This is a genomic window from Cupriavidus sp. H18C2 (assembly GCF_049393795.1).
Classification (GTDB): domain Bacteria; phylum Pseudomonadota; class Gammaproteobacteria; order Burkholderiales; family Burkholderiaceae; genus Cupriavidus; species Cupriavidus pauculus_C.
In genome coordinates this window covers 1,868,643-1,894,437 of record NZ_CP186011.1, presented here as the reverse complement: position 1 = coordinate 1,894,437, position 25,795 = coordinate 1,868,643, and the positions used below count along the sequence as shown (strand labels likewise).

General features: G+C 69.3%; 22 protein-coding genes and 1 tRNA gene. 5 read left to right on the top strand and 18 right to left on the bottom strand.

The annotated features are described in order from the left end of the window. Window positions 1-273: 273 nt before the first annotated feature. Window positions 274-1,572, top strand: a complete 1,299-nt coding sequence (locus EPAKOI_RS25065; RefSeq protein ID WP_423194020.1) for an SGNH/GDSL hydrolase family protein — start codon at window positions 274-276, stop codon at window positions 1,570-1,572. A 53-nt stretch (window positions 1,573-1,625) separates the two neighbouring features. Here EPAKOI_RS25065 and EPAKOI_RS25060 read toward each other — a convergent pair whose 3' ends face one another. The 3 genes from EPAKOI_RS25060 to EPAKOI_RS25050 all read right to left on the bottom strand — a co-directional run bounded on the left by EPAKOI_RS25060 (window position 1,626) and on the right by EPAKOI_RS25050 (window position 4,796). Continuing rightward, the gene (locus EPAKOI_RS25060) at window positions 1,626-2,336 is read right to left on the bottom strand and encodes a glycosyltransferase family 2 protein (protein ID WP_423194019.1); all 711 of its coding nucleotides are present in this window, start codon (window positions 2,334-2,336) and stop codon (window positions 1,626-1,628) included. A gap of 256 nt (window positions 2,337-2,592) precedes the next feature. Next, entirely contained in the window at window positions 2,593-3,657 is a 1,065-nt protein-coding gene (gene selD / locus EPAKOI_RS25055) for a selenide, water dikinase SelD (protein ID WP_124685739.1), read from the bottom strand. Beyond that, window positions 3,657-4,796, bottom strand: coding sequence for a transglutaminase-like domain-containing protein (locus EPAKOI_RS25050; protein WP_423194018.1), 1,140 nt, complete (start codon window positions 4,794-4,796; stop codon window positions 3,657-3,659). Before EPAKOI_RS25050 ends, selD begins: the two co-directional genes overlap by 1 nt. A 171-nt stretch (window positions 4,797-4,967) precedes the next feature. Here EPAKOI_RS25050 and EPAKOI_RS25045 point away from each other — a divergent pair, with 171 nt between their 5' ends. Next, the gene (locus tag EPAKOI_RS25045; protein ID WP_313839689.1) at window positions 4,968-5,162 is read left to right on the top strand and encodes a hypothetical protein; all 195 of its coding nucleotides are present in this window, start codon (window positions 4,968-4,970) and stop codon (window positions 5,160-5,162) included. A 56-nt stretch (window positions 5,163-5,218) separates the two neighbouring features. Here the strand turns inward: EPAKOI_RS25045 and EPAKOI_RS25040 are convergent. The 9 genes from EPAKOI_RS25040 to EPAKOI_RS25000 form a co-directional block, all read right to left on the bottom strand. Then, a tRNA-Sec gene (locus EPAKOI_RS25040) sits at window positions 5,219-5,314 on the bottom strand. Next, complete coding sequence (gene selB, locus EPAKOI_RS25035; protein WP_423194017.1) at window positions 5,293-7,224, bottom strand: selenocysteine-specific translation elongation factor; 1,932 nt, start codon at window positions 7,222-7,224, stop codon at window positions 5,293-5,295. The genes EPAKOI_RS25040 and selB overlap by 22 nt, the downstream gene beginning before the upstream one ends. Further along, window positions 7,221-8,660 carry an L-seryl-tRNA(Sec) selenium transferase gene (selA, locus tag EPAKOI_RS25030; RefSeq protein ID WP_423194016.1) on the bottom strand — a complete coding sequence of 480 codons (1,440 nt, stop codon included), beginning with the start codon at window positions 8,658-8,660 and terminating at the stop codon, window positions 7,221-7,223. Before selA ends, selB begins: the two co-directional genes overlap by 4 nt. Continuing rightward, the gene (gene fdhE, locus EPAKOI_RS25025; RefSeq protein WP_423194015.1) at window positions 8,657-9,592 is read right to left on the bottom strand and encodes a formate dehydrogenase accessory protein FdhE; all 936 of its coding nucleotides are present in this window, start codon (window positions 9,590-9,592) and stop codon (window positions 8,657-8,659) included. The genes selA and fdhE overlap by 4 nt, the downstream gene beginning before the upstream one ends. A gap of 44 nt (window positions 9,593-9,636) precedes the next feature. Beyond that, window positions 9,637-10,281: a formate dehydrogenase subunit gamma gene (locus EPAKOI_RS25020; RefSeq protein WP_124685733.1), complete on the bottom strand. Its 645-nt coding sequence runs from the start codon at window positions 10,279-10,281 to the stop codon at window positions 9,637-9,639. Beyond that, the gene (gene fdxH / locus EPAKOI_RS25015) at window positions 10,268-11,242 is read right to left on the bottom strand and encodes a formate dehydrogenase subunit beta (RefSeq protein WP_423194014.1); all 975 of its coding nucleotides are present in this window, start codon (window positions 11,240-11,242) and stop codon (window positions 10,268-10,270) included. Before fdxH ends, EPAKOI_RS25020 begins: the two co-directional genes overlap by 14 nt. Before the next feature lie 10 nt (window positions 11,243-11,252). Beyond that, window positions 11,253-14,321 (bottom strand): formate dehydrogenase-N subunit alpha, encoded by a 3,069-nt coding sequence (gene fdnG / locus EPAKOI_RS25010; RefSeq protein ID WP_313839698.1) that lies wholly within the window; start codon window positions 14,319-14,321, stop codon window positions 11,253-11,255. Window positions 14,322-14,569: 248 nt separating this feature from the next. After that, complete coding sequence (locus EPAKOI_RS25005) at window positions 14,570-15,580, bottom strand: hypothetical protein (protein ID WP_423194013.1); 1,011 nt, start codon at window positions 15,578-15,580, stop codon at window positions 14,570-14,572. Between the two features lie 252 nt (window positions 15,581-15,832). Beyond that, window positions 15,833-16,726, bottom strand: a complete 894-nt coding sequence (locus tag EPAKOI_RS25000; RefSeq protein ID WP_423194012.1) for a metal-dependent hydrolase — start codon at window positions 16,724-16,726, stop codon at window positions 15,833-15,835. A 325-nt stretch (window positions 16,727-17,051) separates the two neighbouring features. Here EPAKOI_RS25000 and EPAKOI_RS24995 point away from each other — a divergent pair, with 325 nt between their 5' ends. After that, a complete protein-coding gene (locus EPAKOI_RS24995) occupies window positions 17,052-17,420 on the top strand; it encodes a mechanosensitive ion channel protein MscS (RefSeq protein ID WP_124685727.1) in 369 nt (122 codons plus the stop codon). Window positions 17,421-17,495: 75 nt separating this feature from the next. Here the strand turns inward: EPAKOI_RS24995 and EPAKOI_RS24990 are convergent, their stop codons facing one another. From EPAKOI_RS24990 to EPAKOI_RS24970, 5 genes are all read right to left on the bottom strand, one after another. Then, window positions 17,496-17,714: a DUF3079 domain-containing protein gene (locus tag EPAKOI_RS24990; protein WP_423194011.1), complete on the bottom strand. Its 219-nt coding sequence runs from the start codon at window positions 17,712-17,714 to the stop codon at window positions 17,496-17,498. A 136-nt stretch (window positions 17,715-17,850) separates the two neighbouring features. Continuing rightward, on the bottom strand, window positions 17,851-18,744 hold the full coding sequence (locus EPAKOI_RS24985; protein WP_423194010.1) for a DMT family transporter: 894 nt from the start codon (window positions 18,742-18,744) through the stop codon (window positions 17,851-17,853). 73 nt (window positions 18,745-18,817) lie between these two features. After that, window positions 18,818-21,031, bottom strand: coding sequence for a xanthine dehydrogenase family protein molybdopterin-binding subunit (locus EPAKOI_RS24980; RefSeq protein ID WP_423194009.1), 2,214 nt, complete (start codon window positions 21,029-21,031; stop codon window positions 18,818-18,820). A 31-nt stretch (window positions 21,032-21,062) separates the two neighbouring features. After that, window positions 21,063-22,046, bottom strand: a complete 984-nt coding sequence (locus EPAKOI_RS24975) for a xanthine dehydrogenase family protein subunit M (protein WP_313839708.1) — start codon at window positions 22,044-22,046, stop codon at window positions 21,063-21,065. Further along, window positions 22,046-22,570, bottom strand: coding sequence for a (2Fe-2S)-binding protein (locus tag EPAKOI_RS24970; protein ID WP_423194008.1), 525 nt, complete (start codon window positions 22,568-22,570; stop codon window positions 22,046-22,048). The genes EPAKOI_RS24975 and EPAKOI_RS24970 overlap by 1 nt, the downstream gene beginning before the upstream one ends. A 338-nt stretch (window positions 22,571-22,908) precedes the next feature. Between EPAKOI_RS24970 and EPAKOI_RS24965 the strand changes: the two genes are divergently transcribed. Continuing rightward, window positions 22,909-24,129, top strand: a complete 1,221-nt coding sequence (locus EPAKOI_RS24965; protein ID WP_423194007.1) for a helix-turn-helix domain-containing protein — start codon at window positions 22,909-22,911, stop codon at window positions 24,127-24,129. A 37-nt stretch (window positions 24,130-24,166) separates the two neighbouring features. Then, window positions 24,167-24,799, top strand: coding sequence for a glutaminyl-peptide cyclotransferase (locus EPAKOI_RS24960; RefSeq protein ID WP_124685720.1), 633 nt, complete (start codon window positions 24,167-24,169; stop codon window positions 24,797-24,799). A 21-nt stretch (window positions 24,800-24,820) separates the two neighbouring features. Here the strand turns inward: EPAKOI_RS24960 and EPAKOI_RS24955 are convergent, their stop codons facing one another. Then, a complete protein-coding gene (locus EPAKOI_RS24955; RefSeq protein WP_423194006.1) occupies window positions 24,821-25,789 on the bottom strand; it encodes an MBL fold metallo-hydrolase in 969 nt (322 codons plus the stop codon). Between the last annotated feature and the right edge of the window lie 6 nt (window positions 25,790-25,795).

Genomic DNA, 25,795 nt, shown 5'->3' with positions numbered 1-25,795 from the left:
GGTAAATTACGGCGCTGTCATTATCCATATAATGACAGCGTCGTCATGTTAGGGTGTAGGCCGTTCCGGAAACCGGGCATTTAAAACGGGTCACTACAACCATAAGAACGAGGCCAGCAGCCAGATCCGGCTGTTACCGCACGAATATCCGCCCATTATCGGACGTAGCCGTAATCCCGTTGTCCGATGCCCTTCCAGACGTATGGCCAAGTGTGCCGGCGTGCCCGCTGTGAAAATATGGGAAACACATTCCATAAACCGAGGGGCATGCAAATGAAAGCGAAACTGGCTTCGTTATCGATGGCCGTGCTGTTGACGCTGGCCGGGTGCGGCGGCGGCGGAGACGGCGATTCGACGCAACAGGCGAACAACGGCGGCGGCACGCCGGCCCAGCCGGCCCAGCCCGCGCCCGCCACCCCCACGCCCGAGAAGCCGGCGACCGTCCTGGAGACCAACCAGGCGCTGCTCAAGGCCGCGTCCGCGCAGGGCGCCATGCCGACCAACATGACCTCGCCGCCCATCGTCACGCCAGGCACGCCCAACATGCCGACGACGATCGCCAATGGCGTGCTGATCGCGCCCGGCGACCCGGCGCTGCGCTTCAGCGGCACCATGGTGCAGAACGGCACCGTCCACCCCGACCAGCTTCTGATGAAGAACATCGCCGTCAACTACGGCGGGCTGGGCCGTGGCTCCAACGTGCTCTACATCGATTTCGTGACCGATGCGCCGGTCTTCGAGATCCTGGTCAAGGGCAACGTGGAGATCTCGCGCCACCGCATCCTCGTGGACGGCGCCTACGTGTCCGGCACGCCGGTCGGCTATCCCGACGACGGCAACCTGTACCTGACGCGCGTGGACTTCCAGGGCGCCCGCAAGACGCGCCACATCCGCATCGAATCGAACGACATGCGCTTCGGCGGCCTGTACGTCGCGCCGGGCGACAAGGTCACCGCCGTGCCGACGCTGGGCAACGTGCGCGCCATCGCGCTGGGCGATTCGGTCACCGAGGGCATGTCCGGCCAGGGCGACAGCTTCGACAACTACGCCAGCCGCCTGGGCTACATCATGGGCTGGAAGGACATGTACGTGTCCGGCGTGGGCTCCACGGGCTATCTGGCCGCGCCGTCCACCAAGCTCAAGTTCCGCGACCGCATGGAGACCGACGTCTACCCGTTCAACCCGCACGTGATCCTGATTGCCGGCGGCATCAACGACGCCCCGTTCACGCAGCAGGCGCTGCAGGCCGAGGCCGCGACGCTGTTCGACGAGATCGCCACCCGCCTGCCCAACACCACGGTGTTCGTGCTCGGGCCGTGGTCGCCCGGCTCCACCCACGTGGAGCAGCGTGACGCGATCCGGGCCGCCGTGGGCCAGCGCGCCAACTTCCACTTCATCGACAACATCGCCGAGCAGTGGCAGACCGGCACCGGCAACGTGGCCAACCCCAAGGGCGACGGCAACGGCGACATCTACGTCTCGGCCGATGGCACCCACCCGACGCTGGCCGGCCACATCTACCTGGCCGACAAGGTGGCCGCCGCCATGCGCGCGGTGATCGGCAAGTTCTGACCTGGGGGGCGCGCCGTCCGCAGGGGCGGCGCGCGCGGGGCGGGCCAGCCGGATCAGAGCAGGTCGATGGCGGCCAGTACCGAGCAGGCCAGCGCGAAGACCAGCCCGCCCAGGCCCATCCGCTGCTGGATGATGCCGAATTTCTCGCGCCGCTTGGCGGCCGGGTACGACGCGCTGATGCCGCTTTCCTCGATCAGCGACAGCGCGAACGGCACGTGGCGGAACGCCTTGGCCTTGAAGCGCGTGTAGTACTGCAGCACGAAGTCGAGGTCGCTGTAGATGCGCCATTTCTCGTCGTAGCGCAGGTCGCAGACGCGGAACGCCATGGCCTGGTGGCAGGCGTGGATGATGCCGGCGCGCAGCCGGTAGAGCGGGGCGGCCGGCTCCAGCCCGCGCGGGCTGATGTTGTCGCCGTAGATCAGCCACGCGCCACGGTGCTCGTGGGCGGCCTGGACGACGATGGAGAGCGCGTCGGGCCGGGCGAAGCAGTCGCCCGAGTTCATGAACAGCACCCATTCGCCGGTGGCGCGGGCCAGGCCCTTGTTCATCGCGGCGTAGACGCCGTTGTCGGGCTCGCTGACGAACACGTCGATCTCGGCGGCGCGGACGCGCGCCAGTTCCACGGAGCCGTCGGTGGAGCCGCCGTCGATGACCAGGTACTGCACGTCGAACGTGTCGGCCTGCTGCTGGGCCACGCTGTCCATGGTGCGCGCCAGCCCGTCGCGGTTGTTGTAGTTGACGGTGACTACGGAAATCTGGGTCATGACGAATTCCTGCCTGCGTAAGCGATAGCCAATATGGCGGCCGTCCGCGCCGATGACCCCGGCCGTCCCCTTCTTTTTGCATCGCGCAAGTTCGACGGCATGGCGCCAGCGTTCCACGTAAACGCTGGCGCCGATGTGGGACGCCGCACACAGCGTGCGCGGCGTGCGGCAGGAGGCTGACAGGAGGAATGCGGAAGGCGTGCGGAAGGGGCGGAAAGAACGGACGCCGGCAGGTCAGGCCCGGATCAGGCCCCTATCAGGCCGATACAGTGACCCGGGCATCACCCGCGGTCATGATGCCGATCTGGGCCGCATGGCCGAAGCCTGCCTGGCGGAAGCAGCGCAGGACCGCGTCGGCGGCGGACGGGGCACAGGTCACCAGCAGCCCGCCGCTGGTCTGCGGATCGGTCAGCAGCGCCTGCTGGACGTCGGATACGCCCGCGCCCAGCACCACGTCGTGCCCGTAGCTGGCCCAGTTGCGGCGCGACGCCCCGGTCACCGCGCCATGTTCTGCCAGCGCGGCCACGCCCGGCAGCAGCGGCACGCGCGCCATGTCCACCGTGGCGCCCAGCCCGCTGCCCCGGCACACCTCCAGCAGGTGGCCCAGCAGGCCAAAGCCGGTGACGTCGGTGATCGCGTGCACGCCGTCCAGCTCGCCCAGCGTGCGGCCGGGCGTGTTGAGCTGCGTGGTGCTGGCAATCATCTGGCGGTAGCCGTAGTCGTCGAGCAGGTCTTTCTTGATTGCCGCCGAGTAGACCCCCACGCCGAGCGGCTTGCCCAGGATCACCACGTCGCCGGCCTGCGCGTCGCGGTTGCGGCGGATGCGGTCCGGGTGGACCAGCCCCATCACCACCAGCCCGTAGATCGGCTCCACCGAGTCGATCGAGTGCCCGCCGGCAATCGGAATGCCGGCCTCGGCGCAGACCGCCTGGCCGCCGGCCAGGATCTTGCCGATGGTCTCGGGCGACAGCTTGTCCACCGGCATGCCGACCAGCGCCAGCGCCATGATCGGCGTGCCGCCCATCGCGTAGACATCGGAAATGGCATTGGTGGCGGCGATGCGGCCGAAGTCGTAGGGGTCGTCCACCACCGGCATGAAGAAGTCCGTGGTGGCAATCAGCGCCTGCGTGTCGTTGAGGCGGTAGACCGCCGCGTCGTCGCTGGTCTCGATGCCCACCAGCAGCGCGGGCGGCGCCGGAAACTGGCCGGTATTGCGCAGGATGTCGCTCAGCACACCCGGCGCGATCTTGCACCCGCAGCCGCCACCGTGCGCCAGCGACGTCAGCCTGACTTCCTTGTCCCCCGGCTTCGCATCCGCCATCACGCCACCCTGCGCGACGTGATGCGGTAGCCGAACGCGGCCGGGTCCAGGCTGTCGAGCGTGCCCGCCACCGTGCGGCCCTGTGGATACATCAGGAACGGCACCGGCGCCGCGTTGCTGCCCGGCAGCCGCACGTCGTGGCCATGGTTGTAGGCCACCCAGTTGCCTTCCCACGCGCCGAACAGCATCGCGCGCGCGGCGCGTACCTTGCCGTCGGTCATCGGCAGGCCGCCCGGCGTTTCCTCCAGCGCCACCTTACGCACGTCGCCGGGGTCGGCCGGGATCCAGCCATAGCCGGCGGCGTAGAACTCGGCGCGGCAGTGCTGGGCCTTGGAGATGTCGCCCGACTTGCCGAGCGCCCGGAAGCCTAGCTGCGAATCGTCGACGCGCACGCCATAGGCGTCGCGCGCCGGCACGCCGGCCGCCCGGGCCAGCGCGACAAACAGGCCGTTGATGTCGGCACACTTGCCGTTCATCACGCCGCCGGTCTTGAGCATCGTCACCACGTCGCCGGTGCCGCAGCCGCGCACGCTGGCGTCGCGGCAGGTATGGTCCACCACCCACTGGTAGATGGCCTGCGCCTTGGTCATGTCGTCGGTCATGCCGGCCGTGATGGCCAGCGCGGTCTGGCGCACGATGCCGTCGGTCGGCATCAGCGCCGTGGGCCGCAGGTATTCGCGTAGCGCCGCCGGCGATTCCGCGCCGGCGCCGCGGGCCGGTGCGGCGCCCAGGTCGACGTCGCGGTCGCGCAGCGCCACGGTGTTGGTTAGCCGGCCCGTCAGCGGCGCGCCATGTGTGGCGTTAGGCCAGTCGATGACCAGCATGTCGACGCCATAGCGCCCCGTGCGCACGGGGCGGACCCGCCCGCCGGGCGCCAGCCATTCGTTCGATACGGTGCGCTGGTAGTCGCCAAGCTGGCCGGCCGTCATCGGCACCCACACGGTGGCGGGCGCGGAGGCGGCGGGTAGCTGGATGTCGGTGGTCAGTTCGTAGACCCGCCAGCCCGCCGAGGCCGGAAAGGTGTCCGGCGTGGCTGTGGCAGCGGGGGTGGAGGTGGCGGCGAAGGCCGGGGCGATGCCCGTGGCGCCGAGGGTGGCCGGAATGGCGGCGCCAAGCCGCAGGAACGCGCGTCTGTCCATGGTGATCCCCTGGATGAGAAGTTCGAGACTCGAAACATGCCCAACCGCTGCCCTAGGATGGTAGGCGACGCCAAGGCGACAGGAAAGCGGAAACTGCCCCGGCTGGAACGAAAGTTGCGCGTCAGTCTGCGGTCGGGGCCGCATGGGGCGGCTGATCCAGCAGGAGACGTCATGAAGCAGAGCAGGCACGACACGTCGGGCAATCGCGAATTGGACAAGCGCCAGGGGCTCGACGACCGCGAATTGCGCGAGAACGCCGCCGCGAACCAGCAGGCGCGCGAGCGGGCGGACAAGGACTGGGAAAACGCGGCGTCGCATCGCAAGCCGTCGGAGCCGGAAACCGACAAGCCGGCCGGCCGGAAATAGCGCGCCGCCGGGCGTGCGGTGCCGGTCAGATTTGCACCGGGCACCGGCAGGAAAGATGGCGGAAAGCAGCAGGAGTCGAACCTACCTGGGAACGTCTGGCGCCCCCAACCGGGTTTGAAGCCCGGCCGCATCACCGGATACGGATGCCTTCCGTGGTGGGTGGCGCCGCCGGCCGCCATTCGCTGTCCGGCCGCAGCATGCGCGCATTCGCCACGCGGCGAGTGTATCCCGCGCGGTCGAAGAACTCCAGAAGCTGGATCGTCCGCTTGCGGCCCAGCCCCACCGCGTCACGGAACGCGATGACCTCCACGCGCCCGTGCGCGGCGGCCATGGCGCCAAACCGGCCCGCCAGCGCCTCGATGACCGGCGCGGCGTAGAACAGGTCGCGCACCACCTGGTGCACGTCGCCCTGCCGCGCCAGCTTGCGCAGCACCTGCCGCACCTGTTCCTCGGGCGCGTTCAGTGCCACCGCGTGCTCGCGCACCCAGGGCGGGTCGAAGCCGCCAGCCGCCACGCGCGGCAGCAGCCGTGCGGCCAGCGCCTGCTCGGCGTCGGTGAACGTGATGGCATGGCCGGGCAGCCGCAGCCAGCCGCCGTGCCGTTCCACGTCGTGCCGCTGGAGCAGCGTATCGAGCAGCGCGGACCAGAGCGCGTCCGGCAGCGGCGCGCCCGCAAAAGCCACGCGGCGCAGCGAGCCGGCCCCCAGGCCGGGTTCGTCGGGCATGCGCGCGTGAAAGCCGGCCAGCGTGTCCAGCACGCGCGCGCGCAACGCATCGACATCGCGCGCCAGGATCCACGTGTCGCCCACGCGCTGCGTGTCGGGCGGCAGCGTCCCCGCATCGGCGGCGCGGCCCGTGAGCTGCGCCAGCCGGCGCTCGCCCAGGCCGTGCGGCGCGTGTTCCAGCAGCGCCGCGAGACCCTGGCCGGACAGGTAGCGCTCCACGGCCTGCAGCCACGCCACCCGGGCCGGCGTGCGGCGGTGCCGCTCGGGGGCCAGGTTGTCCAGCACCACGCCACCGCCCACGGTCTGCGTGGCCTGCGCGTTGCGCACGATGATGCGGTCGCCGGCCAGCGCGCAGAGCGGCGTGGCGAACACCAGCTGCGCCAGCGCGGTGCCGCCGGCATCGAGCGACTCGGCGTCCAGCAGCACCACGTTGGCCACGCGATGCGCGGCGCCCAGATGCACGTGCACGGGCGTCCAGTGACCGATCCGCAGGTCGGCGCCCGGCTGCAGCGTCAGGCGGACATCGAGCCGCGTCACCGGCGCCATCAGCACGGGGTCGACGATCCAGTCGCCGCGCCGGATCGCGTCCTTGTCGACGCCGGCCAGATTCAGCGCGCAGCGCTGGCCGGCCAGCCCGGCTTCGGCCGGACGGTTCTGGGCGTGGATGCTGCGCACGCGCGCCGGCAGGCCCGACGGCGCCACCTGCATCACGTCGCCCACGGCCACGCGGCCGTCGAACACGGTGCCGGTGACCACCGTGCCGTGCCCGGCCAGCGTGAACACGCGGTCCACGGCCAGCCGGAACCGGCCATCGCTGCGGCGCGCGGGCTGCTGCCGCGCGGCATCGTGCAGCCAGTCGCGCAGCCGGGCCACGCCGGCGTCGGCGGCATCGGTGGCGTTGACCGCGAAGATGTCGGCGCCGGCGTAGGGCGTGGTGGCCAGCAGCGACGCGATCTCTTCGCGCACGGCGGCCAGGCGCACCGCGTCGGCATGGTCGGCCTTGGTCAGCACCACCACCGCGCGCGGCACGCCAAGCCGCTCGACGATGGCCACGTGCTCGCGCGTCTGCGGCATGACGCCGTCGTCGGCGGCCACCACCAGCAGCGCCAGGTCGATGCCGCTGGCGCCGGCCGACATCGTGTGGATCAGCCGCTCATGGCCGGGTACGTCGATGTAGCCCAGCACGTCGCCGCCGGGCAGCGGCGTGTACGCGTAGCCCAGTTCGATCGAGATGCCGCGCGCTTTCTCTTCCTTGAGCCGGTCGGTGTCGACGCCGGTCAGCGCCCGCACCAGCGTGGTCTTGCCATGGTCGATATGCCCGGCCGTGCCGACGATCATGCGTGCAGCGCCTCGGCCAGCCCAGGCAACTGGCCCGTGAACGCGGCTTCGTCGTGCGCTTCCAGGCAGCGCAGGTCGAGCCAGAGCGCGTCGTCGCGGATGCGGCCGATGATCGGGCGCGGCAGCGCGCGCAGCGCCGCTTCCAGTCGCTGCAGCCGGCAGCCGGCGCGCTTGCCCGCATCGCGCGGCGCCACCGCAAGCCCGAAGCTCGGCAGCTGCCCGCCCGGTAGCGCGCCGCTGCCAATCTGGCTGACGGTCGGCACCGCCGACACCTGCCACGCATCGCCCAGCGCCGCCTGCATGGCCGGCAGCAGCCGCCCGGCCAGCGCTGCCATCTCGCCCGCGGGGCGCGTCAGCAGCCGCAGCGTCGGCAGCGACGCCGCCAGCGTGTCCGGATCGCGATACAGCCGCAGCACTGGTTCCAGCGCCGCCAGCGTCAGCTTGCCCACGCGCAGCGCGCGCTTGAGCGGGTTCTTCTTGATCCTGGCGATCAGGTCCGCGCGGCCGACGATCAGCCCGGCCTGGGGCCCGCCCAGCAGCTTGTCGCCGCTGAAGGTCACCAGGTCCGCGCCGGCCGCGATGGTGTCGCGCACGGTGGTCTCGGGTGGCAGGCCCCAGCGCGCCAGGTCGCACAGCGTGCCGCTGCCCAGGTCCACCACCACGGGCAGGCCGTGCGGCTGGGCGGTGCGCACCACCTCGGCCACGTCGACGCTGCGCGTGAAACCGGTGATCTCGTAGTTGCTGCAGTGGACCTTCATCAGCAGCGCCGTGCGCGGGCCGATGGCGTTGGCGTAGTCGTGCGGATGGGTGCGGTTGGTCGTGCCGATCTCCACCAGCCGGGCGCCGGCCCGCTGCATCACGTCGGGAATCCGGAACGCGCCGCCGATCTCGACCAGTTCGCCGCGCGACACCACCACCTCGCGGCGCTGCGCCAGCGTGTTCAGCATCAGCAGCACGGCCGCCGCGTTGTTGTTGACCACCGTGGCGGCCTCGGCGCCAGTCAGCTCGCAGAGCAGGTCGTCGACCAGATCGTCGCGGTCGCCGCGACCGCCGGTGTCGAGGTCGAATTCAAGGTTGGCTGGCGCGGTCATCGCCCGCATCACGGCCTGCACCGCGCTGTCGGGCAGCAGCGCGCGGCCCAGGTTGGTGTGGAGCACGGTGCCGGTCAGGTTGAACACGGCGCGCAGGCGGGGCTGGCTGTCGCGCTGCACCTGGGCGGCCAGCCCGTCGCAGAGCGCGGCGTCGGCGATGGCGTGGCGCGTGAGCCGGCCTGCCACGGCCTGCGCGCGCAGCGTATCCAGCAGGCGGCGCAGCGCGGCCGTGACCGGGGCGCGGCCGTACTGGTCCAGCAGCGCCTGCGCGCCGGGCAGCCGTAGCAGGCGGTCCACCGACGGGATGTCCGCCGGCTGCGCGGGCATCGACACGCTGTCGTTCATCGCCGCGCCTCCCCGCCGTCCGCGTCGTCGTCATCGTCGTCGGGCAGCCACAGCAGCGGATTGCCGTTGGCGCGGCCGTAGCCGGCCTCGCCCATCATCACGTCGAGCGCCAGCGACGCCAGGTCGTCGGCCAGCGGCTCGGCCAGCGGGTCTTTCTCCATATAGCTGATCTTGCGGTAGTGGTGGCACTGGTCGCAGGTCTCGGCCTTGAGCGCGTCGCCGTGGCCTTCCACGGCGTAGTAGCTGATGCCTTCGGTCGTCTCGCAGTGGCTGCACTTGACGCGCACCATGTGCCATTCGGTAGCGCACAGCCCGCAATGCAGATAGCGCAGCCCCTGGTAGCGGCCGCCGATGCGCACGATGCTGGCCACGGGCGGCGTGCCGCAGACCGGGCAGACCGTGTGGACGTCGAGCACCGGGATGTCGCCTTCGCGCAGGCCGCTGGCCAGCACCGTGCGGTCCAGCTGCAGCACCGCCATCAGCAGCGGGGCCAGCGCGGGGTCCACGGGGCCGTCATGCTGGCCCAGCAGCGCGCGGACCTGATCGGCCAGCGCGGCCGGCGACAGGGCGCGCAGCGTGGCCAGCGGGGCGGCAAGCGCGGGCAGCGCAGCCAGGCGTTCGAACAGCGCCGGGGCCGACACCGGCACGCCGGCATCCTGCGCGGGCAGCAGCGGCATGCAGTGCTCGCCGGCGCGTTCGATGGTCTGGGGGGAGGGCGGGGGAATGTCCAGGGACTGGGCCACTGCGTGCTGCGCGTTGGCCACGGCGGCCATCAGCAGCAGGTAGGGCCCGATGGGGCTGGACGGCGCCAGTTGCCGCAGGCGCTGGGCCCGGGCGCCAAACACTTCGGCGCGCTCGGGCAACCGCACGCGCGCAATGGCGATGTGGTCGATCGATTCGATCTCCGCCGGCTCCAGAATGCGCTGCACCATCGTGTCGTCATCCTTTGGCGAGCCGGCCCGGGGGTGCCTGCCCGCTATTTGTCGCCTGGCCGGAAGTTCTCGCGGAACCAGGCGCGATGATGTTTCCACGCCCAGCCCGGCGTGACCGTCCCGCGCGTCATGGCCTGCACGGAACCCTTGACCCATACGGCTGCATAGATGTGCACAATGATGCCGCAAATCAGCAGGAAGGCGCAAACGGCGTGCACCACCGACGCGAGCCGGATGGCCCAGATCGGGAACAGGGCGGAGAACCACGCGCGCCACATCACCAGCCCGCTCAGCAACAGCAGCACCAGGCACGCCACCATCACGAAGAACAGCAGCTTCTGGCCGGCGTTGTAGCGGCCCACCTCGGGCACGTTTTCCTCGTGGTTGGTCAGCACGTCGCGGCCGTGGCGCAGCCATTCGCGGTCGCTCCAGGTCATGAGGTTGTGGTGCCAGAAGCGCAGCGCCAGGATCAGGAACGCCACGAACATGAACACGCCGATGTACGGGTGCAGGATGCGCGTCCACGTGCCGCCACCGAACAGCGCGCTCATCCAGTACATCGACGGATGGAACAGCGCCAGCCCGGACAGCGCCAGCAGCACGAACGTCAGCGCCACGATCCAGTGGTTGGTGCGCTCGCCGGCCGTATAGCGGCGGATGTTGGCCTCGCGGCGCTTATCGATTCTCATCGCGCACCTCCTCTGGCGGCGTCACTTCGTCGGGCGTGCCGCGCGGCCGGGGATTGTCGCGGCCCCAGCGCACGATCTCGTCCTCGGCGGCGGCCTCGTCCTCGGGGCCGGTCTCGTTCGGGCCCACGCGGATGTAGTGGAAGAAGCCCGCGATGGCCGCCAGCGCCATGCCGGCCACGGCCAGCGGTTTCGAGATGCCCTTCCACAGGCTCACCAGCGGGCTGATGTGCGGGTCGTCGGGCAGCTCGTGGTACAGGCTCGGCTTGTCGGCGTGATGCAGCACGTACATCACGTGCGTGCCGCCCACGCCGGCCGGGTCGTACAGGCCGGCCTTCTCGAAGCCGCGCGACTTCAGGTCGACGATCCGCTCCTCGGCGTGAGCCACCATGTCGGTCTTGGTGCCGAACACGATGGCGCCGGTCGGGCAGGTCTTCACGCAGGCCGGCTCCTGGCCCACGGCCACGCGGTCCGAGCACAGCGTGCACTTGTACGCCTTGTGGTCGGTCTTCGAGATCCGCGGGATGTTGAACGGGCAGCCGGTGATGCAATAGCCGCAGCCGATGCAGTTTTCCTCGTGGAAGTCGACGATCCCGTTGGCGTACTGGACGATCGCGCCCGGCGCGGGGCACGCCTTGAGGCAGCCGGGGTCCTCGCAGTGCATGCAGCCGTCCTTGCGGATCAGCCATTCCAGGTTGCCGTTCGGGTTCTCGTACTCGGTGAACCGCATCAGGGTCCACGTGTGCTCGTCCAGGTCGGCCGGGTTGTCGTAGATGCCGACGTTCACGCCCACGTCGCCGCGCAGGTCGTTCCATTCCATGCACGCCGCCTGGCAGGCCTTGCAGCCGATGCACTTGGTGGTGTCGATCAGCTTGGCCACGCTGCCGGTAACCGGCTGCCGCACGCTGGGCGGCTGCGTGGTGGTGGCCGAGCGGCGCACGATATCGAGAGACTGTAGTGCCATCGTTGCGCTCCTATGCCCTTTCCACCTTGACCATGAACGACTTGAACTCGGGCGTCTGGGTGTTGCCGTCGCCCACGAACGGCGTGAGCGTGTTGGCCAGGAAGCCCGGCTTGGTCAGCCCCGTGAAGCCCCAGTGCAGCGGTATGCCCACCATGTGCACGGTCTTGCCGTCGATCCGGAACGGCTTGATCCGCTTGGTGACCAGCGCCACGGCCTTGATGTAGCCGCGCGTCGAACTGACCTTCACGCGGTCGCCCGCCTTCACGCCCACCTGCTTGGCCAGGTCCTCGCCGATCTCGACGAACTGCTCGGGCTGCAGGATCGCGTTGATGTGGGCGTGCTTGGTCCAGTAGTGGAAGTGCTCGGTCAGGCGGTACGTGGTGGCGATGACCGGGTAGGCGTCGGGCTTGCCGAACTGCGCCCAGTCGTTCTTGAACACGCGCGCCGCCGGGTTGCTGACCACCTTGGATTCGCGCCCGTTCAGCGGGTTGTAGCCCAGCGGGTTCTCGAACGGCTCGTAGTGCTCGGGGAACGGCCCCTCCACCAGCGTCTGCCGGGCAAAGAACCGCGCCACGCCTTCGGCCTGCATGATGAACGGCCCCATGCCGTTGGCCGGGTCCTCGTCCAGCTTGAAGTCCGGCGTGTCGAAGCCCGTCCAGCTCTTGCCGTTCCAGGCAATCAGCTTGCGGCCCGGGTTGAACGGCTTGCCGTTCACGTCGCACGATGCCCGGTTGTACAGCACGCGCCGGTTGGCCGGCCACGACCACGCCCAGTTCAGGTTCTGGCCGATGCCGGTGGGGTCGCTGTTGTCGCGCTTGGCCATCTGGTTGCCGGCCTGCGTCCACGACCCGCAGTAGATCCAGCAGCCGCTCGCGGTGCTGCCGTCGGCCTGCAGCTCGCCAAAGCTGTTCAGCTGCTCGCCGGCCTTGCGCACCACCTTGGTCGGGTCTTTCGGGTCGACGAGGTCGGTCAGCGCGCGGCCCGAATACTCCTTCGCCAGCTCCTCGGGCGTGGGCGAATGCGGCACCGCGTACGGCCAGTGCAGGTTGACGATGGGGTCCGGATACTTGCCGCCGTCCTTCTGGTACAGCGTGCGGATGCGCAGCCACAGGTCGGACATGATCTCGATGTCGCTGCGCGCCTCGCCCGGCGGGTCGGCGCCCTGCCAGTGCCATTGCAGCCAGCGCGACGAATTCACGAGCGCGCCGTTTTCCTCGGCAAAGCAGGTGGTGGGCAGCCGGAAGACCTCGGTCTTGATCGACTTGGTGTCCACGTCGTTCGATTCGCCGACGTTGCGCCAGAACTCGGACGTCTCGGTGGCCAGCGGGTCCATCACCACCATGAACTTCAACTGGCTCAGGCTCTGCAATAGCTTGGCCTTGTTCGGCGCCGCCGCCAGCGGGTTGAAGCCCTGGAGGATGTAGCCGTTGACCCGGCCCGCGTGCATCAGCTCGAAGACCTGCAGCATGTCGTAGGCCTTGTCGAGCTTGGGCAGGTAGTCGAACGCCCAGTTGTTCTCCCTGGTGGCGGCCGGGCCCCACCACGCCTTCATCAGGCTGACGTGGAACTTGCCGTAGTTCTGCCAGTAGCTGAGCTGGTTGGGCCGCAGCGGCTTGAACGAGCGCGCCTCGATGTACTTGTCGTAGTCGACCTCGGAGTCGGCCGGCAGCGTCAGGTAGCCGGGCAGCAGGTTGGTCATCAGGCCCAGGTCGGTCAGGCCCTGGATGTTGGAGTGGCCGCGCAGCGCGTTCATGCCGCCGCCGGCAATGCCGATGTTGCCCAGAAGCAGTTGCACCATCGCGCCGCAGCGGATCATCTGCGAGCCGATGGAGTGCTGCGTCCAGCCCAGCGCGTACATGATGGTCATGGCGCGGCTTGGCGTGGCCGTGCTGGCCATCATCTCGCAGACCTTCAGGAAGCGGTCCTGCGGCGTGCCGCAGACGCGCTCGACCATTTCCGGCGTGTAGCGCGCGTAGTGGGCCTTGAGCAACTGGTAGACGCAGCGCGGGTGCTGCAGCGTCGGGTCGGTCTTCACATAGCCGTCGTCACCTTTCTCCCAGTCCCAGCTTTCCTTCAGGTAGTGGCGCTTCTCGGCGTCGTAGCCGGAGAAGATGCCGTCCTTGAACTGGTAGTCCTCGCGCACGATGAACGTGAGGTCGGTGTAGTTCTTCACGTACTCGTGCTGGATCCGGTCGTTTTCCAGCAGCCAGCGGATGACGCCGCCCAGGAACACGATGTCCGTGCCGGTGCGGATCTGCACGTAATAGTCGGCCACGGACGCCGAGCGCGTGAAGCGCGGGTCCACCACGATCAGGCGCGCCTTGTTGTGCGCCTTGGCTTCGGTCACCCACTTGAAACCGCACGGGTGGGCCTCGGCGGCATTGCCGCCCATGATCAGGATAACGTCCGCGTTCTTGATGTCGACCCAATGGTTCGTCATCGCTCCACGGCCAAACGTCGGGGCAAGACCTGCCACCGTCGGGCCATGTCAGACACGTGCCTGGTTGTCGAACCCCAGCATGCCAAGACTGCGGATCGTCTTGTGCGTGATGTATCCCGTCTCGTTGCTGCTGGCCGACGCGGCCAGCATCGCGGTACTGAGCCAGCGGTTCACGGTCTGGCCCTGCTCGTTCTTCTCGATGAAGTTGGCGTCGCGGTCCTGCTTCATCAGCGTGGCGATGCGGGCGAGCGCGTCGTCCCACGAGATGCGCTGCCACTTGTCCGATCCCGGCGCGCGGTACTCGGGGTACTGCAGCCGGTTGGGACTATGGATGAAGTCGATCAGGCCGGCGCCCTTGGGGCATAGCGTGCCGCGGTTGACCGGGTGGTCGGGGTCGCCCTCGATGTGGATGATGCTGGCCTTCGCGTTCTTGGCCTTGTCGCCAAGGCTGTACATCAGCAGGCCACATGCCACCGAGCAGTAGGGGCAGGTATTGCGGGTCTCGGTGGTGCGCGCCAGCTTGTAGGCCCGTACCTCCGCCAGCGCCGTGTCGGGCGCAAACCCGACCAGCGCGAGGCTCGATCCCGCCAGCGACGCTCCCGTGAACTTCAGGAACTGTCGGCGGTTCATCGTAACCATGAGCACACCTCCTTGTACCGACTCGCCGGCCGGTCATGGACTTGTTGCAGGGACAAGGACCAGTATAGGCATTAGTGGCGTTTTCGCTATGTATGCAGACCGAACGGGTGGCTCAAACGGCGATATTGGGGGTTTTGTGATTTAAAGATTACTTTAAGGTGCGCGCGAGGCGAAAAAAAACCCGCTGGCGAACCAGCGGGTTTCTCGTCTGGACAGCAATGGCTTGCCATGCACTGTCCGATGGCCCATTACCGCAGGCTTTGCAGTTCCTGCGTGTACACCTTCATGAACGTCGGGTTCGAGAAACCGGTGGGATAACCGTAGTTCGAAACCCATTTCACCGTACGGCCGTTTTCCGGAGACCACCAGCCCGTGACCGTTTCGCTGTACGTGGCGGTACCGAGGTTGCCGTTCGGCAGTTGAACATCGTTCGAGTTCGTGTAGGTGATGACGTAGTTGATGCGCAGCGCGTTGAACGTGCCGGCGGCCGTGGTGACCGGCTCATAACCCGCAACGGTAGCCTTCACTGCGCCGGTTTCACGATAGCCAGCCTGGCAGCTATAGGCCCACGTATCGCTCCACGTCTTGCCGACGTACATCGGGAAGCTGTAGAGATTGCGCTTCGGGGCGTACGTGCACACGTTGCCGTTGTCCAGGTACGTACGCGTCAGGCGGTTGCGGTCCTGATCCTGCGTGTAGCTCTGGGACGGCGTGTTGGTGTCGATGTTGAGACCGGTGATCGACGCGATACCGTTGCTGACGGCCGTCGTCGTGTAGGCGATGTGCTGCGTGCCACCGCCGCCGCCGAGACGTTGCGACGTTTCGGCGTACGTGGCGACTTCGCCAGCCTTCTGGACGGGCGAGGTGTAGCGCTGCGGCGCCACGGTCAGGTTCAGCTTGAACACCTTGCTGGCATCGTTCACCAGCGTGGCCGTGAGCTGGATGGTGTCGCCCGTCGGGCTGACCAGATTGCCCGACCAGTTGGTCTCGTTCAGCGTCTGGTTGGTCACCGTGGTCTGATTGCTTGTGATAACCGCCTGCCACTTGACCGGCGCGCTCGTCCGCAGTGCCAGGTAGTCACCCGATTGCACGCTCAGCGACGCGGCCTGGCCGGTAGCGACCGAGGTGCCTTGCGTCGTGCTGCCCGATGCGCTGACGCTCAGCGTGGCGCCGCCGCCGCTATCGTCGCCGCCACCACCGCACGCGCCAAGCATTGCGGCCAGCGCGAAGCTGGCCATCCATTTACCCATTCCCTTCATGATTTCCCCTAACGTTCTTTTTCGGTGTCTGGCCCCGGACCTGGTTTTGATATCAGGGCCGGGGCAGATTCTAGGGGGAAGTGATTTAAGCTGCGCCCCCAACCTCAGGGGGGCTTGACGGCGTTGCCGGGAAATCAGCGGCCGATAATCAATGTCGGGTTATACCGATTACCTGCCATGGTTTTCGGGGTTGCCCGACAACCGGTAATAACGATTATCTTGGGATGCGCCCGAGCTACCGAGCTTCAACCTTTAAAAATCCACCTTCTGCCCCGGCTCCGGCACGATCACGGCCGTGGCCGGGTTGTTGCCCAGCGCCGTCTTCAGTTCTGCCGGCGTGCCGCGCAGCATCGGGCTGGTGCCGTAGTGCATCGGGATCGCGTATTTCGGCTTGATGAAGTCGCGCAGCGCGATGGCGGCGTCTTGCGGGCCCATCGTGAAATGGCCGCCGATCGGGATCAGCACCAGGTCGGGCTTGTAGCGGTCGGCCACCATCATCATGTCGCCGTACAGGCCGGTGTCGCCCATGTGCCAGATCTTGAAGCCGTTTTCCATCTCGATGATGTAGCCCACCGGTTCGCCGCCGTAGTGGGTCTCGTCCTTGCCGGTGGCGGGATTCTTCCAGACCAGTTCCGACGAATGCTCGGCATGCACGGCCGTCACCTTGGGGCCGTTCGGGCCCAGCGGCTGGACCGTGCCGCTCTTGTTGAAGCGTTGCGACAGGTTGGCCGGCACCATGCCCAGGCTGACGAGCTGCTGGCCCATGCCGCCGCCGTTCCAGGTGGGCGCGTTGTTGAGCTTGGCCAGTTCGGCCGCGTCGCCCAGGTGGTCGCCGTGGGCGTGGGTGACCAGGATCAGGTCGACCTTGCCCAGCGCGGAAAGCTGCTTGAATGCGGCCGGGGTCTTGGGATTGCCGGTCAGCCACGGGTCGACCACGATGACCTTGCCGCCCGGTGTGGTGATGCGCATCGCGGCCTGCCCCAGCCAGAGCACCTCGGTCTTGCCGGCGGCCACCGGCGCGCCGGTGGCGCCGGGCTGGGCCGGGGCGGGCGGATTCGAAACATTGCTCGCGCAGGCGGTGAGCAGGGCCACCGCGCCGGCGATCAGCAGATGGCGGGGGCGCAGCGCAAAGCGGCGTGTGATCATGGTCGTCCCTTTTGGAATTGTCTAGACATTTGCCAGAACCGCACCGCTTCAGCAGGCTGACGCGCAGGCACCGAGGCGTTGCGATGTGGAGTATTTGCATCGCCCGAAACGCTGTCAACTGGCATTTCCCGCGCCATGACCGGACAGAAGTTGTAACGTCAGATTCAAGAAACGGCTATTTGCAGCCCGGTGCGGCCCGGCTGGCGGGGCGCCGGGGTGGCCTGGCATTTACATCTGCTCACCACCGTGTAACCCATCGTAATCATCGGGCGTCCATCATGCATTCCGTAGTGCGGGCCATTGGCGGCCCGCCAAGGAGTGAGAGATGCGCAAGTCGATTCGTTACACCGGTATCGCCGTCCTGAGTGCCGCCATGCTGGTCGCGGGGACGGCCTCGGCCCGTGACCGTTACCACCATGGTGGCGGCGGATCGTCCGCGGGGGCCGCGATTGCCGTGGCGGCGGTGGCCGGGCTGGCGCTCGGCGCGCTGGTGGCCAGCAGCCAGCCGGTGGTGGCCGCGCCGGCGCCGTACTATGCCCCGCCGCCGCAGCCGGTGGCCTACGCCGCGCCGGCCGTGCCGCCGGGCTACTGCTACGACAACTACCGCGGCGGCTACGTGCCGTGCGGCCGCCCGGCGCCGGTGCAATATGCGCCGCCGTCGTCGTACTACGGCTCGTCGTACTACGGGTATTGAGATCCGGGCCCGGCCGGGCCCATCGGGGGATGGACGGGAAGGCAGCCTGCGTGGCTGCCTTTCGTCATCTGGGGGTCAGGTCGCGGCGCCCAGCGTGATGGTGGACGCGCCGGCATCTTCCACGTCGATGCCCCAGTCGCCATGCATGTACCAATCGTCGCCCAGCAGTTCGGCCGGATGCTGCGTGCGGCTGGAGCCGTTGCCGCAGCCCATGGCGTCGACGGCGCAGTACTTGTCGCAGCCCCAGCAGATGCGCTCGGGATGCTTGGGATGAAGCGGAAATTTCTTGGCCATGTGGATGTGCCGGCGTGCGGATGGGGCGCCGACGCATTCGATGGTAGTGCGTCCGCCGGCAGGTTTTGGCGATTTTGCTAGTCGGTTTGCGCAGGATCAATTGCGATGCCACGTTGTGGAATCACAGTCCGCCCCGCTAGCGCCGGCGCATCACCAGATACAGCCCGGCCGCCGCGATGGCCATCCCCGGCCACGCCATCGGCGGCAGCGACTCGCCCAGCAGCACGAACGCGATGACGGCCGTCACGGGCGGCACCAGGAAGAACAGCGCCGACACGCGCGACGCCTCGCCATGGCGGATCATCGCCAGCAGCAGCGATATCGCCACCAGCGAATTGCACAACACCAGATACGCCAGCGAGCCGAACAGCCCCGGCGTCCACGCCACGTGCATCGGCTCGGTCAGCCACGCCAGCGGCGCGGTGACCGCCAGCGCCACCCCGTACTGCACGGTGTTGGCCAGTACCGGATGCACGGGCGAGCCGAAGCGCTTTTCCCAGAGCGTGCCGGCCGTGATGGCCAGCAGCGCCAGCACCGCGAACAGCAGGCCCAGCGCGGAACTCATCTGCACGGACGACCGGGCCGTGATGACCAGCGTCGCGCCCGTCACGCCCAGCGCCAGCCCGGCCCAGCGCACGCGATCCACGCGCTCGCCGGCAATCAGCGGCGCCAGCAGGCCGATCAGGATCGGCTGCTGCGACGTGACCAGCGCCACCGCGCCGGCCGACATCCCCAGCTTCAGGCTCAGGTACGTGAACGCGAAATAGCCGGCCTGGATCAGCAGGCCGATCATCGCCAGGTGCAGCCACGGCGCCAGCCCCGGCGGCATGGCGGGCCGCAGCCACAGGCACGGGCCGATCAGCAGCCCGACCACGATGGCGTAGCGCAGCGCCAGGAACGTCAGCGGATCGGCATATTGCAGGCCGAGCTTGAGGAACACGAAGCCGCAGGACCACAGCAGCAGGAACAGCGCGGGAGCCAGGCGCAGCCAGAGCGGGGCGGCCGGCGCCTGCAACGTACGGTCGGTCATGGATGGGCCAGCCGGGGCGGGCCGGCCACGGCGGAGTCAAGGGGGCAAGCCGAGACGATAGCACCGCATCGCATCAGGCCATCAGCTTTTCCTTGACGATCGGCAGGTCGCGCACGCGCTTGCCCGTGGCGTGGTACACCGCGTTGGCCACGGCGGCGGCAAAGCCGGTGATGCCGATCTCGCCAATGCCGCGCGCGCCGAACTCGTTGAACGCCAGGTCCGGATGGTCCAGCAGCAGCACGTCGATCTGCGGCTGGTCGGCGTGCACCGGCACCGCGTACTCGGCGTAGTTGTTGTTGCCCGGCATGCCGTTGCGCTCGTCGTACTCGGTGGCCTCGAACAGCGCCATGCCGATGCCCATCACGATGGCGCCCTCCACTTGGTTGCGCGCGGTCACGGGGTTGATCACGCGGCCCACGTCGATGGCGCTGACCACGCGCGACACGCGCAGCCGCGAGATGCCGGGGTCCCAGCGCACCTCCACGAAATGCGCGCCGAACGACATGAACGGCATCTTGTCGGTGTTCGGCGCGCCGCCCGTGCGCCCGAAGCCCTCGGCCGCGGCAAAGCGCTGCTGGTTCAGCACGTCCGCGTAGTCCACGCTGCGCTTGCCGTCGGTCAGCCTGCCGTCCTGGAGCTTCAGCGTCTCGGGGTTGGCGCCGGCAAACGCGCCGCCCTCGCCGGTAGCAAAGCCGCGTAGCTGGCCGATGGCCTCGCGGGTGGCCTCGGCCACGGCGGGCAGCACGCTGGCCGTTGCCCACGACCCGCCCGCCACGGGCGCGGCCGGGAACGACGAATCGCCGATCCGCACGTCGATCTTCTCGAACGGCAGCCCGGTCAGCTCGCTCACGGTCTGCGCGACGATCGTGTACATGCCGGTGCCGATGTCCTGGATCGCGCAGGTCACCTGCGCCGTGCCGTCGCCGCGCAGGAACACGCGGGCCTCGGCTGGGGTGCGCCACGCGTCCCAGTTGCAGACGGCCACGCCGTAGCCAATGACCTCGCTGCCGTCCCGCATCGACCCCGGGCGCGGGTCGCGCCTGTCCCAGCCGAACTTGCGGCTGCCCAGCTCGATGGCCTCGCGCAGGTGGTTGCTCGACCACGGCAGGTTCATGCTTTCGTCGCGCGTGGACAGGTTGGTCATGCGGAACTGCACCGGGTCCTGCCCGCAGGCCAGCGCCAGTTCGTCGATGGCCGATTCCAGCGCGAACAGCCCGGGCGCGGCGCCCGGCGCGCGCATCGACGTGGGCGCGCCCCGGTGCACGCTGGTCGTGTGGTGCGTGACCAGCACGTTCGGGCACGAATAGAGGCTCTGCGTCATGCCGCCGCAGTTCTCCACGTACTGCTCGATGAACGACGTGGTGTTGACCGATTCGTGCCGGATCGACGTGATGCGCCCGTCGGCACTGGCCGACAGCCGCAGGTGCTGGCGCGTCTCGGGCCGCTGGCCCGTGGTCGTGAACATGGCCGCGCGCGGCACCACGAACTTGACCGGCCGGCCCGTCATCTGCGCCGCCGCGCTGGTGGCCACCGAATGCGGCCACATGAACAGCTTGGCGCCAAAGCCGGACCCCAGGAACGGGCAGTCCACGGTCACGCGCTCGGGCGTCAGGCCGAATACCTGCGCGATGGTATTGCGGTGCACGGTGGCGCCCTGCGTGGCCTCGTAGAGATGCAGCTCGCCGCCTTCCCACCACGCCACGGTGGCGTGCATCTCCATCGGGTTGTGGGTCTCCACGGGCGTGCGGTAGATGGCGTCGACCTGGACCGCGCCCTGGTCGAACGCCGGCGCCGGCGTGCCGCGGGCATGGCCCGCTTGCGTCGGCTTCAGGCCATTGGCCTTGACACCGTGCTCCAGGTCCGCCACCGCCTTGTCTGGCGCGTACGACACGCGCACGCGGTACGCGGCGTCGCGCGCGTGCTCGAACGTGTCCGCCACCACCAGCGCCACCATCTGGCCGCCGTAGTGGATCGTCTGGTCCTCGAAGGGCAGCCGGTGCTCGTCGGTGATCGACGCGGTCAGGATCGTGGCGCCCGAGATCGGGCTCTTCGGCGTCCTGTACAGGCGCGGAAAGTTGCCGTGGTGCAGGATGTCGACCACGCCCGGCACGCGGCGCGCGTCGGCCACGTCGATGTCGGTGATGCGCCCGCTGGCCACGGTGCTGTAGACGCCGTAGGCGTGCAGCATGCCCGGCATCGAGCGGTCGGCGGTGTAGAGGGCGGCGCCGGTCACCTTGAGCCGGCCATCGATGCGGCGCGGCGAGGCGCCGATAGCAGTGCGGTTCACGCGGATATCTCCTTGGGCGGTGTCGGGCGCGTCAGGCCATCAGCCGCGACAGGTTCCGGATCACGGCCTGCTGGCCGAGCGGGATCTTGAAGCCGTTCTGGCCGTACGACTGCGCGCCGGCCAGCGCCGCGGCCGCGGCGTCGCGGATCGACGCCTCGGTCAGCGGCTTGCCGCGCAGCACGGCCTCGGCATCGGCGGCGCGCCACGGCTTGGTGGTGACGCCGCCCAGCGCGATGCGGATGTCGCGCACGCTGCCGCCGTCCATCGCCACGATGACCGCGCTCGACGCCAGCGCGAACTGGTACGACGTGCGGTCGCGCAGCTTCAGGTAGGCAGACCGGCTGCCCGCCATCGGCGCGTCCAGCGTCACGTGGGTGATCAGCTCGTCGGGCTCCAGCGCATGTTCCTTCCAGGGCGTGTCGCCGGGCAGCAGGTGGAAGTCCGCGAACGCGATGTCGCGCTTGCCGCGCGGGCCCTGCACGTGCACGGTGGCGCCGATGGCCACCATCGCCACGCACATGTCCGACGGATGCGCGGCGATGCACTGCGGGCTGCCGCCCAGCACCGCGTGGACATTGCGGTTCAGGCCCTCGATGGCGGCACAGCCGGACCCCGGCGCGCGCTTGTTGCACGGCGACACCCCGTCGCGGAAGTAGCCGCAGCGCACGCGCTGCATCACGTTGCCGGCCGTGGTGGCCTTGTTGCGGAGCTGCGTGCTGGCGCCGGACAGAATCGCTTCGGACAGCACCGGGTAGTGCCGCGCGACGTGCGCGTGCCGGGCCAGGTCGGTATTGCTGACCATGGCGCCCACGCGCACGCGGCCGTCGGGCAGCGGTTCGATCTGGTCCAGGCCGAGCTTGTGGATGTCCACCACGTGCGCGGGGCGCATGACGTCGAGCTTCATCAGGTCCAGCAGCGTCGTGCCGCCGGCCAGGAAGACCGTGTCGGCGCTGCGCGCGTGCAGCGCGATGGCCTGCTCCACGTCGGCCGCGCGGGCGTATTCGAAGTTGCGCATCACGCCCCCTGCATCTTGCCGCGCGCGTCCTGGATGGCCGCCACGATGTTCTTGTACGCGCCGCAGCGGCAGATGTTGCCGCTCATCGCCTCGCGCACGGCCGCCTCGTCGGCGGGCACGCGCTTGTCCTGCAGGATGCCCACGGCGCTCATCATCTGCCCGGCGGTGCAGTAGCCGCACTGGTAGGCATCGTGGTCCCAGAACGCCTGCTGCACGGGATGCAGCTGGCCGTCGCGCGCCAGGCCCTCCACGGTCGTGATCTCGTCGCCGTCGTGCATGACGGTGACCGACAGGCACGCATTGACCGTGACGCCGTTGACGATCAGCGTGCACGCGCCGCACTGGCCGTGGTCGCAGCCCTTCTTGGTGCCGGTGAGATGAAGCTGGTCGCGCAGCGTATCGAGCAGGATCGCATTGGCCGGCACGGTCAGCCGGTGCGCGGTGCCGTTGACCTTCAGCGTGACGGGATAGCCCTGCGCCTCGCCGGTCAGCGTGGCGGTGGCCGCGTTCGTGGGGTCTTCCATATGTTCTCCTTGTTCTGGAGCGCGTCCACGAGCCCGGCCACATTGCACCAATGTCATGTGCCGGGCAGGGGCAACAGCGTCGGGCGCGCTCTCACTTTATGCGCAACCCCAGCTTTTTCAAGGACGGCTTGCAGCGGCACGGCGCGCGCACCGTCGTGAGGCAAATGTCTTTGCTTGTCTCATCGGATGGGGCTCGCTCGTTCCCGCCGGGACACGGTGTTGTCACGCTGATGTGCCTCGTCGGCGGGACGCGTGTGCCGAGGAACGGTCCACCGTGGGCGTGCTAGATTGGCCACCTGCCCCCGCCATGGGGCGCAACCGCGTGGAGCTGGATGTCCATGGATTCATTGATTACCGCCGCGGCGCGGGCGCTGGCCCACGGCGATCCGCTGGGTGCGCTGGATCGCGTTGCGCTGCGTGACGATGCCCCGGCGCTGGCCTTGCGCGGCATCGCCATGTCGCAACTGGGCGACTTTGCGCGCGCCCGGGCGCTGCTGCGCGGGGCGGCGCGGGCGTTTGGTCCGCGCGAGAGCCTGGCGCGGGCGCGTTGCGCGGTGGCCGAGGCCGAGGTGGCGCTGGCCGCGCGAGACCTGGGCTGGCCCGCGCGGGCGCTGGATGCCGCGCGGCGCGTGCTCGATGCCCATGGCGACCACGTCAACGCCGCGCATGCCGGCTACCTGATCGCGCGGCATCACCTCATCACGGGACAACTGGAAGACGCCGAGCGCACGCTGGCGACGCTCGATGCCGCGCCGCTGCCGCCGGCGCTGCGCGCGGTGCACGAACTCGTGGCGGCCGGCATCGCGATTCGCCGCGTGCGGGCCGCCGACGCGCACGCGGCACTGGCCCGGGCGGCGGACGCCGCGCAGCGGGCCGGCATCCCGGCGCTGGTCGCGGAGGTGGCGGCGGCCGAGCAGGTGCTGCAGGCCCCGGTCGCGCAGCGCGTGGCGCGCGGGCAGGCGCTGCCGCTGCGGCTCGATGCAGTGGAAGCCTGCCTGGCGTCCGATGCGCTGATCGTAGATGCCTGCCGCATGACCGTGCGCCGGCGCGACACGGTGGTGGCGCTGGCGCGCCGGCCGGTGCTGTTCGGGCTGGCGCGCGCGCTGGCGCAAGCGTGGCCGGAGGACGTGCCGCGCGATGCGCTGATCGCCACGGCGTTCCGCATGCGCCATGCCGACGACACGCACCGCGCGCGGCTGCGCGTGGAGATGGGCCGGCTGCGGCAGGCGGTGGCGCCGCTGGCCGGCATCGACGCCACGCCACGCGGCTTTGCGCTGCGGCCGGCGGATGACGCCGAGGTGCTGCTGATCGTGCCGCCTGCCGACCAGCTTTACGCGCCGGTGCTGGCGTGCCTGGCCGACGGGCAGTCGTGGTCCAGTTCGGCACTGGCGCTGGCGCTGGGCATCAGCCAGCGCACGGTGCAGCGCGCGCTCGATGCGCTGGCCGCCGCCGGGCAGGTCCAGCCGGTGGGCAGTGGCCGCACGCGGCGCTGGATGACGCCGCCGGCCACCGGATTCGCGACGGCCTTGTTACTCCCCGCGCCGCTGCCTGGCGCGTAGCATGGGTTTCACGTTCACCACGTCAAAGGAAACCGTCATGAAACGCAATGCCGCAGAAATCGTTCAGGAATACGGCCCGTTCCCGGGGGTCGAGCATGTGCACGGGCTGACATTCGATGGCCGGCAGGTCTGGTTCGCGGTGGGCGACAGGCTGCTGGCGCTGGACCCGTCCAGCGGCGCCACCGCGCGCGAGATCGGCGTGCAGGCCGATGCCGGCACCGCGTTCGATGGCCGCTACCTGTTCCAGATCGCCGAGCGCCAGATCCAGAAGATCGATCCGCAGACCGGCAAGGTGGTGGCGACGATCCCGGCGCCGGGCCATGGCAACGATTCGGGCCTGACCTGGGCCGAGGGGTCGCTGTGGGTCGGCCAGTACCGCGACCGCAAGATCCACGAGATCGACCCGGAGACCGGCGCCATCCGCCGCACCATCGAATCGAGCCGCTACGTCACGGGCGTGACGTGGGTCGACGGGCAGCTCTGGCACGGCACCTGGGAAAACGACCAGAGCGAGTTGCGCCGCGTCGACCCGCAGACCGGCAAGGTGCTGGAGGCGCTGGAGATGCCGGCCGGCGTGGGCGTATCGGGGCTGGAATCGGATGGCGCCGACCGCTTCTACTGCGGCGGCGGCAACAGCGGCAAGGTACGCGCGGTGCGGCGGCCGCGCTAGCCGACCCGGCCCCGCGGTGCGTCAGCGGTCGCTGCGGATCGGGCCGAATTCCACGGGCACCCAGGTGTAGCCCACCTGGTCGCGCCGCACGTGGCCCAGGCCCGGGAACGGCAGGTGCGCGCCGCCCACCCAGAGCTTGTTGCGCGCCGCATCGGCCAGCACGCGCTTGCGCGTCTGCACGGCCTGCTGGCTGTCCACGTCGAACTCGATGGCGATGTTGGGCCGGCGGAACTGCGTGGCGTGGCTGTGGACGATGTCGCCCCAGAGCAGCAGGTTGTCCTTGCCGGCCGTGAACAGGTAGCCGGTGTGGCCCGGCGTGTGGCCCGGCGTGGGCACCGGCTGCACGCCCGGCACCGGCGACTCGCCCGACGCGCCGCGGAACGTGCGGAAACGGTTGGCGGCCTGGTACGGCGCCACGGCATTGCGCGCCATCGCAAAGAACGCCTGGGCGCCCTCGGGCGCGGCGGTGGCCACCGATTCGCTGAGCCAGTAGTCGGCGTCGGCCTGGTCCGCGTAGACCGTCGCGTTGGGGAACACCGGCTTGCCGTCGGCCACGAGGCCGCAGGCGTGGTCGCCGTGCAGGTGGGTCAGCAGCACCGCATCCACCTGTTCGGGGCTGTAGCCGGCCGCGCGCAGGTTCGGCACGATGCCGCCGAGCGTGGGGCCGAAGCAGGCCGCCGCGCCGGTATCCACCAGCACGAGTTGCGTGCCGGTGTGGACCAGGTAGGCGTTGACGGCGGTCTGCATGCCGGGCGTGGAGGCCACGAACATGCGCGCCAGCAGGCTCTGCACCTCGCGCGCGCTCGTGTACTTGAGCACCTTGGGGTCAAGGTCGATGTAGCCGTCGTAGAGGGCCGTGACTTCGAGCTGGCCGACCATCATCCGGTAATAGCCGGGCACCTGCGTCTTCTGCTGGGCGGGCGGGGCGGCATGGGCCACGCCGGACGCCAGCGGCAGTGCCGCGGCGGCGGCCAGCAGCGCGGCGGCCATGGCAGC

What these genes read in the sequence shown, in the direction of transcription:
- EPAKOI_RS25065 (WP_423194020.1), top strand. Translation starts at nt 274, where the DNA reads ATGAAAGCGAAACTGGCTTCGTTATCGATGGCCGTGCTGTTGACGCTG.
- EPAKOI_RS25060 (WP_423194019.1), bottom strand. Translation starts at nt 2,336, where the DNA reads ATGACCCAGATTTCCGTAGTCACCGTCAACTACAACAACCGCGACGGG.
- selD (WP_124685739.1), bottom strand. Translation starts at nt 3,657, where the DNA reads ATGGCGGATGCGAAGCCGGGGGACAAGGAAGTCAGGCTGACGTCGCTG.
- EPAKOI_RS25050 (WP_423194018.1), bottom strand. Translation starts at nt 4,796, where the DNA reads ATGGACAGACGCGCGTTCCTGCGGCTTGGCGCCGCCATTCCGGCCACC.
- EPAKOI_RS25045 (WP_313839689.1), top strand. Translation starts at nt 4,968, where the DNA reads ATGAAGCAGAGCAGGCACGACACGTCGGGCAATCGCGAATTGGACAAG.
- selB (WP_423194017.1), bottom strand. Translation starts at nt 7,224, where the DNA reads ATGATCGTCGGCACGGCCGGGCATATCGACCATGGCAAGACCACGCTG.
- selA (WP_423194016.1), bottom strand. Translation starts at nt 8,660, where the DNA reads ATGAACGACAGCGTGTCGATGCCCGCGCAGCCGGCGGACATCCCGTCG.
- fdhE (WP_423194015.1), bottom strand. Translation starts at nt 9,592, where the DNA reads ATGGTGCAGCGCATTCTGGAGCCGGCGGAGATCGAATCGATCGACCAC.
- EPAKOI_RS25020 (WP_124685733.1), bottom strand. Translation starts at nt 10,281, where the DNA reads ATGAGAATCGATAAGCGCCGCGAGGCCAACATCCGCCGCTATACGGCC.
- fdxH (WP_423194014.1), bottom strand. Translation starts at nt 11,242, where the DNA reads ATGGCACTACAGTCTCTCGATATCGTGCGCCGCTCGGCCACCACCACG.
- EPAKOI_RS25005 (WP_423194013.1), bottom strand. Translation starts at nt 15,580, where the DNA reads ATGAAGGGAATGGGTAAATGGATGGCCAGCTTCGCGCTGGCCGCAATG.
- EPAKOI_RS25000 (WP_423194012.1), bottom strand. Translation starts at nt 16,726, where the DNA reads ATGATCACACGCCGCTTTGCGCTGCGCCCCCGCCATCTGCTGATCGCC.
- EPAKOI_RS24995 (WP_124685727.1), top strand. Translation starts at nt 17,052, where the DNA reads ATGCGCAAGTCGATTCGTTACACCGGTATCGCCGTCCTGAGTGCCGCC.
- EPAKOI_RS24990 (WP_423194011.1), bottom strand. Translation starts at nt 17,714, where the DNA reads ATGGCCAAGAAATTTCCGCTTCATCCCAAGCATCCCGAGCGCATCTGC.
- EPAKOI_RS24985 (WP_423194010.1), bottom strand. Translation starts at nt 18,744, where the DNA reads ATGACCGACCGTACGTTGCAGGCGCCGGCCGCCCCGCTCTGGCTGCGC.
- EPAKOI_RS24975 (WP_313839708.1), bottom strand. Translation starts at nt 22,046, where the DNA reads ATGCGCAACTTCGAATACGCCCGCGCGGCCGACGTGGAGCAGGCCATC.
- EPAKOI_RS24970 (WP_423194008.1), bottom strand. Translation starts at nt 22,570, where the DNA reads ATGGAAGACCCCACGAACGCGGCCACCGCCACGCTGACCGGCGAGGCG.
- EPAKOI_RS24965 (WP_423194007.1), top strand. Translation starts at nt 22,909, where the DNA reads ATGGATTCATTGATTACCGCCGCGGCGCGGGCGCTGGCCCACGGCGAT.
- EPAKOI_RS24960 (WP_124685720.1), top strand. Translation starts at nt 24,167, where the DNA reads ATGAAACGCAATGCCGCAGAAATCGTTCAGGAATACGGCCCGTTCCCG.
- EPAKOI_RS24955 (WP_423194006.1), bottom strand. Translation starts at nt 25,789, where the DNA reads ATGGCCGCCGCGCTGCTGGCCGCCGCCGCGGCACTGCCGCTGGCGTCC.